This is a genomic window from Sphingomonas sp. CCH9-E2, from assembly GCF_001557215.1.
Taxonomy (GTDB): domain Bacteria; phylum Pseudomonadota; class Alphaproteobacteria; order Sphingomonadales; family Sphingomonadaceae; genus Sphingomonas.
The window spans coordinates 1-11638 of the sequence record NZ_LSJM01000122.1 but is presented as its reverse complement, the minus strand read 5'-3'; the positions used below and the strand labels follow the sequence as shown (position 1 = coordinate 11638).

The 11638-nt window shown below is 65.4% G+C and carries 11 protein-coding genes and 1 pseudogene; 3 read left to right on the top strand and 9 right to left on the bottom strand.

The window, feature by feature from the left end; all coding sequences use genetic code 11:
- Window positions 1-169: 169 nt before the first annotated feature.
- Window positions 170-1399 carry a polyhydroxyalkanoate depolymerase gene (locus AX681_RS06575; RefSeq protein ID WP_066665372.1) on the top strand — a complete coding sequence of 410 codons (1230 nt, stop codon included), beginning with the start codon at window positions 170-172 and terminating at the stop codon, window positions 1397-1399.
- 141 nt (window positions 1400-1540) lie between these two features.
- Here the strand turns inward: AX681_RS06575 and AX681_RS06570 are convergent, their stop codons facing one another.
- From AX681_RS06570 to AX681_RS06550, 5 genes and pseudogenes are all read right to left on the bottom strand, one after another.
- Window positions 1541-1915 carry a YkvA family protein gene (locus AX681_RS06570; RefSeq protein ID WP_066665373.1) on the bottom strand — a complete coding sequence of 125 codons (375 nt, stop codon included), beginning with the start codon at window positions 1913-1915 and terminating at the stop codon, window positions 1541-1543.
- A gap of 125 nt (window positions 1916-2040) precedes the next feature.
- On the bottom strand, window positions 2041-3216 hold the full coding sequence (locus AX681_RS06565; protein WP_066665375.1) for an acetyl-CoA C-acyltransferase: 1176 nt from the start codon (window positions 3214-3216) through the stop codon (window positions 2041-2043).
- Window positions 3217-3241: 25 nt separating this feature from the next.
- Window positions 3242-3715 (bottom strand): MaoC family dehydratase, encoded by a 474-nt coding sequence (locus tag AX681_RS06560; RefSeq protein WP_066665377.1) that lies wholly within the window; start codon window positions 3713-3715, stop codon window positions 3242-3244.
- A gap of 157 nt (window positions 3716-3872) precedes the next feature.
- Window positions 3873-5066 carry a mechanosensitive ion channel family protein gene (locus tag AX681_RS06555; protein ID WP_066665379.1) on the bottom strand — a complete coding sequence of 398 codons (1194 nt, stop codon included), beginning with the start codon at window positions 5064-5066 and terminating at the stop codon, window positions 3873-3875.
- A gap of 9 nt (window positions 5067-5075) precedes the next feature.
- A pseudogene (locus AX681_RS06550) lies at window positions 5076-6084 on the bottom strand (DNA topoisomerase IB).
- 102 nt (window positions 6085-6186) lie between these two features.
- Here AX681_RS06550 and AX681_RS06545 point away from each other — a divergent pair.
- Together AX681_RS06545 and AX681_RS06540 are read left to right on the top strand one after the other, a co-directional pair.
- Window positions 6187-6738 carry a type 1 glutamine amidotransferase domain-containing protein gene (locus tag AX681_RS06545; protein WP_066665387.1) on the top strand — a complete coding sequence of 184 codons (552 nt, stop codon included), beginning with the start codon at window positions 6187-6189 and terminating at the stop codon, window positions 6736-6738.
- A gap of 84 nt (window positions 6739-6822) precedes the next feature.
- The gene (locus AX681_RS06540) at window positions 6823-7755 is read left to right on the top strand and encodes a right-handed parallel beta-helix repeat-containing protein (RefSeq protein WP_066665381.1); all 933 of its coding nucleotides are present in this window, start codon (window positions 6823-6825) and stop codon (window positions 7753-7755) included.
- A gap of 3 nt (window positions 7756-7758) precedes the next feature.
- Here the strand turns inward: AX681_RS06540 and AX681_RS06535 are convergent, their stop codons facing one another.
- From AX681_RS06535 to acnA, 4 genes are read right to left on the bottom strand one after another with little or no spacing between them, the layout of a single operon-like run.
- Window positions 7759-8118 (bottom strand): hypothetical protein, encoded by a 360-nt coding sequence (locus AX681_RS06535; protein ID WP_156442967.1) that lies wholly within the window; start codon window positions 8116-8118, stop codon window positions 7759-7761.
- On the bottom strand, window positions 8115-8483 hold the full coding sequence (locus AX681_RS06530; RefSeq protein WP_066665383.1) for a putative quinol monooxygenase: 369 nt from the start codon (window positions 8481-8483) through the stop codon (window positions 8115-8117). The genes AX681_RS06535 and AX681_RS06530 overlap by 4 nt, the downstream gene beginning before the upstream one ends.
- Complete coding sequence (locus AX681_RS06525; RefSeq protein ID WP_066665384.1) at window positions 8480-8848, bottom strand: hypothetical protein; 369 nt, start codon at window positions 8846-8848, stop codon at window positions 8480-8482. Before AX681_RS06525 ends, AX681_RS06530 begins: the two co-directional genes overlap by 4 nt.
- On the bottom strand, window positions 8845-11514 hold the full coding sequence (gene acnA / locus AX681_RS06520; protein ID WP_066665385.1) for an aconitate hydratase AcnA: 2670 nt from the start codon (window positions 11512-11514) through the stop codon (window positions 8845-8847). Before acnA ends, AX681_RS06525 begins: the two co-directional genes overlap by 4 nt.
- Window positions 11515-11638 lie beyond the last annotated feature (124 nt).

Below are 11638 nucleotides of genomic sequence, written 5' to 3'. Positions count from 1 at the left end.
GCTGCGGATTGTCGGCCATAGCCGCCGCCTAGCGTGAAGCGGGAGGCAAGGGAACAGGCTTCGCGGATCGAAAATCGGGTACGCCGCGTTTGCACTGCAGCATGAGCCCGCTATAAACCGATTGAGACCGTTGTCATTGCCCCGCGCGGGGCGGGGATGTTGATTGCCGATGCTGTATAACGCCTATGAACTTCAGCGCTCGATGCTGGCCGGCGCGAGCGCGCTGGCGAATTTCAGCGCGGGCCTGCTCAACAACCCGGCCAATCCCTTCGCCTATTTCGGCGGCGGCCCGATTCTCGCCTCCGCGCTCGAAGTGTTTGCCCATGCCTCGGCGCCGCGCGGCAAGCCCGAATTCGGGCTGGATTTCACCGAAATCGACGGCAAGCAGGTTTCGGTCCATGAGGAGATCGTGCTGCGCAAGCCGTTCGGCCAGCTCAAGCGCTTCGTGCGCGAAGGGGTGGAGGGCGGACCCAAGCTGCTGATCGTCGCACCGATGAGCGGCCATTTCGCCACGCTGCTGCGCGGCACGGTCCAGCGGATGCTGCCGGTCGCCGATGTCTACATCACCGACTGGCGCGACGCGCGACAGGTGCCGCTGAGCGACGGGCGTTTCGATCTCGACGACTATGTCGATTATGTCATCGAATTCCTCGCCACGATCGGCGCGGAGGGCGACGCCCGCCCGCATGTGCTTGCGGTGTGCCAGCCATCGGTGCCGGTCTATGCCGCCGTCGCGCTGATGAACGCCGACAAGCATCCCAACACGCCGCGCACGCTGACCATGATGGGCGGCCCGATCGACACGCGTGAGGCGCCGACCGCGGTCAACACGCTGGCGACCGAACGGCCGCACAGCTGGTTCAAGCAGAATGTGATCGCGACCGTCCCGGCGACCTATCCGGGCGCGGGGCGCACCGTCTATCCGGGCTTCCTCCAGCTCGCCGGGTTCATGACGATGAACCTTGGCAATCACATGATTTCCCACTGGGAAATGTTCAAGCATCTGGTCAAGGGCGACGACGAGAGCGCCGAGGCGACGATGCGCTTCTACGACGAATATCGCGCGGTGTGCGACATGACGTCGGAATTCTACCTGCAGACCATCGACGTCGTGTTCCAGTCGCACGCGTTGCCCAAGGGCGAGATGATGCACCGCGGCCGGCGCGTCGATCCCGCCGCGATCACCGACACCGCGCTGCTGGCGATCGAGGGTGAGAAGGACGATATCTCAGGCCTCGGCCAGACCAAGGCCGCGCTGACCATCGCGACCAAGCTGCCGGCCAAGATGAAGAAATATCACATGGCCCCCGATGTCGGCCATTACGGCATCTTCAACGGCAGCAAATGGCGCAACCGCATCGCCCCGGTGCTGGAAGAATGGATCGCGACGCACAGCTGAGCGGGGTGGGTAGCGGCCATTCTCCAACAGCCGTTTAGCCTGAGCCTGTCGAAGGCCGAGTACTGCCTTCACAGAGCGCAGGGAAGGCGCGTCGACAAGTTCAGCACGGACGGAGCGCGGGACAGGCGGGCAATACCCGGCTTAGTCGTACCCAAGCATCAGGAACTCATAGACGACGAAGGCGATCAGTGCCCATAGCGCGATCACGATGGCAACGCCCCAGCGGCTCACCGGGCGCTGCGACGCGGCTTCGGCGGTCGCGCGGTGTTCGGCCATCAATCCGGCGGGAACCAGTCGCTCGAACAGCCACACGCCCGCCGGGATCAGGATCGCATCGTCAACCAGCCCCAGCACCGGGATGAAATCGGGGATCAGGTCGATCGGCGACAGCGCATAGGCGGCGACCAGCAGCCCGACCAGCTTGGCGAATACCGGCGTGCGTGGATCGCGCACGGCCAGCCACACGGCATGCGCCTCGACCCGGATGCGGTGCGTAAAGGACTGTCGGTTCGCCATGCGTCTGCGATGTGGCAGCGACCGCGCGGCGTCAAGCGCGGCGGATATTTGCGCAGCACCCGACCGAGACGCAAAAAAGCCGGCGGATTGCTCCGCCGGCTTTTCGATTTCAGTCTGGGAAGCCGTCAGAGAACCTCGAACAGCCCCGCAGCGCCCATGCCGCCGCCGACGCACATCGTTACGACGACGTACTTCGCGCCGCGACGCTTGCCTTCGATCAGCGCGTGGCCGGTGCAGCGTGCGCCGGTCATGCCATAGGGGTGGCCGATCGAGATCGAGCCGCCGTTGACGTTGAGCAGCTCGTCCGGAATGCCGAGCTTGTCGCGGCAGTACAGCACCTGCACCGCGAACGCCTCATTCAGCTCCCACAGGCCGATATCGTCCATCTTGAGGTTGAAGCGGTCGAGCAGCGCGGGGATCGCATAGACCGGGCCGATGCCCATTTCGTCGGGCTTGGTGCCCGCGACCGCCATGCCGACATAGCGGCCGAGCGGGGTCAGGCCGCGCTTCTCGGCGACCTTTTCCTCCATCAGCACGCTGGCCGAGGAGCCGTCCGACAGTTGCGACGCGTTACCCGCGGTGACCGTGCCATTCGGGACGACCGGCTGGAGCGACTGCAGCCCCTCCAGCGTGGTCTCGGGGCGGTTGCCCTCGTCCTTGGTCAGCGTCACTTCCTTCTGGGTGACTTCCTTCGTTTCCTTGTTGACGATGTTCATCGTCGCGGTGACGGGGATGATCTCGTCGTCGAACTTGCCGGCGGCCTGGGCAGCGGCGGTGCGCTGCTGCGACTGGAAGCCATAGGCATCCTGCGCGTCGCGACCGATATTGTAGCGCGCGGCGACCACTTCGGCGGTCTGCAGCATAGGCATGTACACGTCATTGTGCATCGCCAGCAGCTCGGGGTCCGGGGCGACGCGCATCTGCGGCGTCTGGACCAGGCTGATGCTCTCGACACCGCCACCGATGGTGATGTCCATGTTGTCGACCACGATCTGCTTGGCGGCGGTGGCGATCGCCATCAGGCCGCTGGCGCACTGGCGGTCGACCGACATGCCCGACACGCTGGTGGGCAGACCCGCACGCAGCAGCGCCTGACGCGCGATGTTACCGGCCTGATGCCCCTGCTGCAGCGCGGCGCCCAAGATCACGTCCTGCACCTCGGCACCATCGATCCCGGCGCGCGCGACCGCAGCCTCGATCGACTTGGCCGCCAGCGTCTGGGACGGAAGCGCGTTGAACGCCCCGCGATAGGCGCGGCCGATCGGGGTGCGGGCAGTGGAAACGATGACGGCAGAACGCATGCGGACGATCCCTTCGGTTTATTGGCTATACAAAAAGCTGGCTGATCCATTCGGCGATCAAAGCGGGCTTGTCCTGCCCCTCGATCTCGATGGAGAATTCAACGGTCTGCTGCCACTGGCCGGGGCGCTTCTCGACCAGTTCGAGCGTTTTGAACCGCCCGCGCACCCGGCTGCCCGACCGTACTGGGGTCAGGAACCGGACTTTGTTGCCGCCATAGTTGACGCCCATTTTCAGCCCCTCGATCCGGGGCTGGGGCGTCTTCTGGCTGAGTAGCGGCATCAGCGACAGGGTCAGGAAGCCGTGCGCGATCGTGCCGCCGAACGGGGTCATCGCGGCCTTGGCCGGATCGACATGGATGAACTGGTGATCGCCGGTCGCGTCCGCGAACTTGTCGATCATCTCCTGCGACACGGTGACCCAGTCCGACACGCGCTCATCGCCAGCCTGCGCGGCAAGCTGCTGGATCGTGACGCTGTCCTGCGTGTCGGTATCGGCCATGACAAATCCCTGCGCCAAGCTGGCTCCCGCATCTAGGGGCAAGCGCGGCGTGGGGCAAGTGGGGCCTACTGGAAATGCGAAACGAAGCACTTCCGTAAGGGAAGGTGGGCCAATGGAGCCAAACCCGATCTTCTAAAACGGTGTAGGGGTTGCCGAATCAGCGTTCATCCGCGTCCTTGTCGACGCGCCGGACCGGCTGGACGTCGGGATAGGGCATGATCAGCTTGCCGCTCGGATCGGCGGTGTAGGTCGTCTGGGTCGGATATGGGATCGAAATGCCCTCGGCGGCGAAACGCTGAAGGATGCCGATGATCACCTTGTCGCGCACCTTGTGCGCGGTCGGCCAGTCGTCGCCCGGGATGTCGAACCACAGCGCAAAATCCACCGAACTCGCACCCAGCGTCTCGAAACTCGCGCGCGCGACCGTCGCGCCTGCCGCTTCGACGATGCCGGTCAGCATGTCGGGCAGCGCCTCGAGCTGTTCGGGCGGGGTCTCATACGCGACGCCGACTGGCAGTTTGATGCGGATATGGTCTCGGTTGGAGATGTTCTGGATCTCCTTGTCGAGCAGCTGCTTGTTGGCGATGATCCGCACCTCGCCGTCGAACGATCGCACGCGGGTCGATTTGAGCCCGATCTGCTCGACCACGCCGGTGGTCTGATCGTACGTCACCTTGTCCCCGCGCCGGAACGGCTTGTCGAAGATGATCGCGAGCGCGGCGAACAGGTCGGCAAAGATGCCCTGCGCCGCCAAACCGATGGCGATGCCGCCGACGCCCAGACCCGCGACCAGACCGGTGACGTTGACGCCCAGATTGTCGAGGACCACCACCAAGGCGATCGCGAACAGCGCTACCGTCACCAGCAGCCGGATCAGGCCCAGTGCCGACAGCAGCGCCTCGCCATGGTAATTCTCGGCTTCGGTTTTCTTCTCGATCGCGCCCAAAATGATCTCGCGCGCCCAAATCGCCGCCTGGAACACCGCTGCAACGGTGAACAGGAAGTTGATCGTCCGCGCGACCATCTCCGGCGGCATGGCATAGCCCGACACCAGCTTGGCGGAGGTCATGATGATGAAGAAATTGCCGGTGCGCGACACCGCGCGCCCGATGATCGTGCCCCAGCCGGCCGGTCCGGTCGACCGGTCGCACAGCTTCATCCCCCAACGGCGAAGACCATGGAGCAGGAAGAAAATGCCCGCCGCAATCGCAGCGGCGACCAGGATCTGCAGCCAGTGCGTCTGTACCCACCAGATGGCGTCGGTAAAGAAGGCGCGGGTCTGCGCTTCCAGCGCGTCGCTGCTGTTGGATGCGGCCTGCTCGGCCGCGGCGGCGGTATTGGCAACGGTCATTGAAATCCCTCAGGCAGCTTGTGCTGTGATCCCGCCGCGCTCGAGAAAGGCGATGAGACCGCGTTCGGCGCGCGACAGGTAGCGCGTGGTGCGCGGCAGCGCGAGGCCGTCGCGAAACGCGGCCTGCGCATCGCGATCCTTGGCGAGTTCGATCAGGTCGGGGTGGACATAGGATTTGCGCGCGATGCTCGGCGTATTGCCCAGCGCCGCCGTCACCGGCTCCAGCAATGTCTTCAGCCCGACATGGCCGGGCGCGGTCGCCAGCGTCTCGAACGCGATCACGCTCGCGCCCCAGGTGCGGAAATGCTTGGCGGTGAAATCGTCGCCCATCGCGTCGCGGATATAGGCGTTGACGTCGCTCGAGGTCACGGGATGCGCCTCGCCCGCATCGTCGAGCCAGCCGAACAGATGCTGGCCGGGCAGATCCTGGCACTTCTTCACGAAGCCGATCAGGCTGCCGTCGGTGATCCGCAGTATGCGGATGCGCCCGGACTTGGCGCGATATTGCAGCTTGAGGCTGCGGCCCTCGAGCTTGGCGTGGCGGCGGCGCAGCGTCGTCGCGCCGAAACTCTTGTTCGCCTTGGCATAGCCCTCATTGCCGACGCGGACATGGCCAAGGTCGAGCAGGCGCACCACCGCGGCGACGGCGCGGTCGCGGCTCAGCGCGCGCGTGCGCAGGTCGCTTTCGATCGTTGCGCGCAGCCGGGGCAGGCGGTTACCGAAACTGGCACAGCGGTCATATTTCGCCGCTTCCTGCGCCGCACGGAAATCGGGGTGATAGCGATATTGCTTGCGCCCGCGCGCATCGATCCCGGTCGCCTGCAGATGTCCGTCGGCGTGGGGGCAGTACCAGGCGTCGATATAGGCAGGGGGGCAGGGCGATCGCGTTCAGCCGGTCGATCTCGTCGCGATCGGTGATGCGGTTGCCGTCCGCGTCCCAATAGCCCCAGCCGCCGCGCACCGCCTTTCGCGTAATGCCGGGTTGCCGATCGTCGCAATAGCGCAGCGCGCCGCTCATCCTGCCCTCGTCATGCCCGCTCAATGCGCATTCCGCCGCATCGTTCCGGAACCCGCGCGCAACTGACCTGTTGAGGGGACAACCCCCATGAGGAGAATGAAGATGGCCGAGCTTTCCCAGGCACGCGTGCTGATGATCGCAACCGACGGGTTCGAAACGTCCGAACTGATGAAGCCGCGTCAGGCGCTGCTCGACGCGGGCGTTCAGGTGACGCTGGCGTCGCTGAAGATGGACCCGATTACCGGCGAAAGCGGTGGTGAGAAGGGTGAGAGCATCACCCCCGACACGCTGGTCAGCGATGTCGACAGCGAGGATTTCGACGCGCTCGTCCTGCCCGGCGGCGTCCACAACCCCGACACGCTGCGCATGGACGACACCACCATCGGGCTGATCCAGGAGTTTTTCGACGACGGCAAGACCGTCGCCGCGATCTGCCACGCCCCGTGGCTGCTGATCGAGGCGGACATCGTCGACGGCAAGCGCGCGACCAGCTGGCCCAGCCTGCGCACCGATCTCGAGAATGCCGGCGCGACCGTGGTGGACGAAGAGGTCGTGGTCGATGAAAACCTGATCACCAGCCGCAACCCCGACGACATCCCCGCCTTCATCGACGCGATCAAGACCGCGTTGACGAAAGAGACGGCGGACGCCTGACCCATCCAAGCCCCTTCCGCACGTGGGAGGGGCTTTTTAACATTCCGCGCGCATACCCTCCGGCAAACCGCCGGAGCCATCCCCATGCGCCTGTTCACGCTCGCCGCCGCCCTGCTCGCCACCACCGCCCCCGCGCTGCCACAGGGGCAGGACGCACCCTTCACCATCGAAGAGACCGGCCAATCCTTCGCCAGCCTGCAGGAAGCGGTCACTGCAATCGGCGAGCGCCGCGGCACGATCCGCATCGCGCCCGGCCGCTATGGCGAATGCGCGGTGCAGGAAGCGGGCGATATCACCTATGTCGCACAAGTGCCCGGCAAGGCGGTGTTCGACCGAGCAATCTGTGAGGGCAAGGCGACCCTGGTCCTGCGCGGGCGGACCGCCAAGGTCGATGGCATCGTGTTCATGCGCACGCTGGTCGAAGACGGCAACGGTGCCGGCATCCGGCTCGAAACCGGCAATCTCTTCGTCACCAACGCCATGTTCATCGACGGCCAGTGCGGCATCCTCACCGCCAGCGATCCGCGCGGATCGATCACCATCGAACGCTCGACCTTCGCCGGCCTCGGGAAGGATCCGACCGGCAATGGCGCGCACGCCATCTATGTCGGCAATTACGGCAGCCTGCGCGTGTTCGAATCCCGCTTCGAACGCGGCACCGGCGGCCATTATGTGAAGGTCCGCGCGCCGCGCGTCGAAATCCTCAACTCCAGTTTCGACGACAGCCTTGGCCGCAACACCAATTACGCGATCGACCTGTCCAATGGCGCATCGGGCCGGATCGCGGGCAATGCGTTCGAACAGGGGCCGGCCAAGGACAATTACGGCACGATCATCGCCGTCGCGCCGGAAGGGGCGAAGCACAGCTCCGCAGGCCTGGTGATCGAGGGCAACAAGGTGTGGCTGTCGCCGCGCTTTACGGAGTCGACGACCTTTGTCGGCAACTGGTCGCGCGACGCGGTGACGGTGCGCAACAACGACCTCGCCGCTCGTATCGCGGTGATCGCGCGGCGTTAGGGGTCAGCCCCGGCAGACGATCCGGAACGCCGGGTCCTTGGCCGGATTGGCGATCTTTTGACGCGGGCGCTTGCCGACCGGAAACACACGCTCACGCACGACCCGGCCGCGTGCCAGCAGGCGTTGGCCGCGCAGTTCGGTGATCCCGGCGGCGCAGTCCATCGCGGCCGTGCCGATGATCGTTCCCTCCACGCCAAGCGACGTGGTGCGCGTGCGGAACACCCGCCACTTGCCCTCGCGCTTGATGCTCGCGGTGTCGATCGCGAAGGCCACGTTCGCCGCCCCCGGCACCGGCTTCCAGTTCTGCGCGGTGGCGGGTAGCGCTGCCAGCGCGACACAGACAGCAAGCAACGCCAGTCTCACAGGCCCATCCCCCCGATCACGCGTGTCTTCACCATGGTGTCAAATCCGGCGATCAGCGGGCGTGCCCTGGCGATCGCAGTGCGCACTTGTGGCAATTGGAGCGAGGCGGCGTGGCTTGCCTCATTGTCCCATACTTCGGTGATCCAGATCGCGTCGGGATCTTCGCGATCCTCGGCGACAATATAGCTTTTGCAGCCCGGCATCGCGTTGGTGCCTTCAAGCAGGATGGCGACGAGTTCCGCGCGCTGACCGGGCTGCGCCTTCATCTTGCCCAGCACGCCGAACAGTGGCGCGGCGCTGGCCCGCGCCGGAAACGCCAGCGCGGCACCCGCGACCCCAAGCAGTGTGCGGCGCGTCGTGGTCATCGCAGCGGCTTTCCTTCGCACACGAACGCGATCAGCTGATGCATCGATGGGTGCCCCGGATCGGCGGGCTTGCGGTCGGCGGGGGCAATGTCCTGCGCCTGGCCCGATCGGGCGTCGGTGAAGCGGATGATTACGGCCTCCCGCTTGGCGCAGGAGATCGACAGGTCGATATAGATATCGCGCGTCGCTGGGCTCTCGGCGGTATCGAGCAGGCGGATGATCTTCTCCTGGCCCGCGTCCCTCACGCTGGTCGGATCGACGTACACCGGCCCCTGGCCCTTCGCCTGCAAGCGGATCCATGGCGCCCCCGGCTCACGGTCGAGGCAAAGCCCGGCCGTGAGCAGCGGGAGCGCCATGCAGATCATGCGGCGAGCTTGCGCAGCACGTACTGCAGGATGCCGCCGTTGAGGAAGTATTCCAGCTCGTTGACGGTATCGATGCGGCAACGGGTCAGGAAGGTTTCGGTGCTGCCATCGGCGCGGGTCAGCTTGACCTCGACATCCTGACGCGGGCGCAGGGCCGACACGCCGGTGATGGTGAAGGTCTCGTCGCCCTTGAGGCCCAGCGTTTCGCGGGTCACGCCCTCGGCGAACTGGAGCGGAAGGACGCCCATGCCGACCAGATTCGAGCGGTGGATACGCTCGAAGCTCTCGACGATAACCGCCCGGACTCCAAGGAGATTTGTGCCCTTCGCCGCCCAGTCGCGCGACGATCCGGTGCCATATTCCTTGCCGCCGATGACGACGAGCGGGGTGCCGTCGGCCTTGTGGCGCATGGCGGCGTCGTAGATCGGCATGACTTCGCCGTGATAGTGGGTCATGCCGCCTTCGATGCCGTCAAGCATCTGATTTTTAATGCGGATATTGGCGAAGGTGCCGCGCATCATGACTTCGTGATGGCCACGACGCGCGCCGTAGCTGTTGAAGTCGGCCTTGCTAACCTGATGTTCTTGCAGCCACTTTCCGGCCGGGCTGTCCGCCTTGATCGAGCCGGCAGGCGAGATGTGGTCGGTGGTGATCGAATCGCCGAAGATCGCCAGCGGCTTGGCTTCGATGATGTCGGTCACCGGCTTCGGGTCCATCGTAAGCCCCTCGAAATACGGGGGATTTGCGACGTAGGTCGACCCGGCGCGCCAGCTGTAGGTGTCGGATCCGGTGACGTCGATCGCCTGCCAGCGCGCATCGCCGGAAAAAACGGTCGAATATCTCGAAACGAACATGTCGCGGGTTAGTGCGCCATCCATCACCGCGCGGATTTCGTCATTCGTGGGCCAGATGTCCTTCAAGTAGACGGGACCGTCCGTCCCCTCGCCTATGGGCGTGGAAATGAAGTCCTGAACCACCGTGCCCTTGAGCGCATAGGCGACGACCAGCGGGGGCGAGGCGAGGAAGTTGGCGCGCACGTCGGGCGACACGCGGCCTTCGAAGTTGCGGTTGCCCGACAGGACCGACGCGGCGACGATGTCGTTGCCGTTGATCGCGGCGCTGATCGGCTCGGCCAGCGGGCCGCTGTTGCCGATGCAGGTGGTGCAGCCATAGCCGACCAGGTTGAAGCCGACCTGGTTCAGATAATCCTGCAGACCGGCCTTCTCCAGATAGTCGGTCACGACCTGCGAGCCGGGAGCGAGCGAGGTCTTGACCCACGGCTTGGGCTTCAGGCCCTTTTCGACCGCCTTCTTGGCGACGAGGCCCGCGGCGACCAGCACGCTGGGGTTCGAGGTGTTGGTGCAGCTGGTGATCGCGGCGATGACGACGTCGCCGTCGCCGATGTCGTGGTCCTTGCCCGCGACGGGCACGCGGACGGCCTCGTCCTTCTTGTAGACCGAGGTCAGGTCGGCGTTGAACACGTCGTCGACGCTGCCGAGCAGCACCTTGTCCTGCGGGCGCTTGGGGCCGGCGAGCGAGGGCTGGACGCTGCCCAGATCGAGTTCGAGCACGTCGGTGAACACCGGCTCCGCATTCGGGTCGAGCCAGAAGCCCTGAGCCTTGGCATAGGCCTCGACCAGCGCGACATTCTCTTCGCTGCGGCCGGTCAGGCGCATGTAATCGAGCGTCTTGTCATCGATGCCGAAGAAGCCGCAGGTCGCGCCGTACTCGGGCGCCATGTTGGCGAGCGTCGCGCGGTCGGCCAGCGACAGCGAGGCGAGGCCCGGGCCGAAATATTCGACGAAGCGGCCGACCACGCCGCGCGCGCGCAGCATCTGGGTGCAGGTGAGCACGAGGTCGGTCGCGGTGATCCCCTCGGCCAGTTCGCCGGTGAACTTGAAGCCGACGACTTCGGGGATCAGCATCGACACCGGCTGGCCGAGCATCGCGGCCTCAGCCTCGATCCCGCCGACGCCCCAGCCGAGCACGCCCAGGCCGTTGATCATCGTGGTGTGGCTGTCGGTGCCGACGCAGGTGTCGGGATAGGCGACCAGTTCGCCGTCCGGCGTGGTCGACGACCACACCGCCTGCGCGATATTTTCAAGGTTCACCTGGTGGCAGATGCCGGTGCCGGGGGGGACGACCTTGAAATTGTCGAGGCTCTTGCTGCCCCACTTGAGGAAGTCGTAGCGCTCCATGTTGCGCTGATATTCCAGCTCGACGTTATCTTCGAACGCCTGGGGCGTGCCGAATTCGTCGACCATGACCGAGTGGTCGATGACGAGGTGGACCGGCACCTGCGGATTGATCTTCGACGCGTCCGCGCCGAGCGCGTTCATCGCGTCGCGCATCGCGGCAAGATCGACCACGCAGGGAACGCCGGTGAAATCCTGCATCAGCACGCGCGCGGGGCGATACTGGATCTCGCGCTCAGGCGCCTTCGGGTTGTTCTGCCAGTCGACGATCGCCTGGGCATCCTCCGTGCTGACGGTCACGCCGTCTTCGAAGCGGAGCATGTTTTCCAGCAGCACCTTCATGCTGAACGGCAGACGGCTGACATCGCCCAGCTTCTCGGCCGCCTTGGCAAAGCTGAAATAGGTGTAGCTCTTGCCACCCACGGTAAGCGTGTCGCGCGTCCCGAGGCTGTCCTGACCGATGGCTGTCATGTGCGGGTCCCTTTCCCTGTCGTGTTGACGCCGGGCGTCACGGGGAGGCGGCAAATGCCGCGCGAGCGCGCCGGTGTGCGAATGCGAAGATTCGCGTGGCCGATAGCAGGGAGGGGGCGTGGGG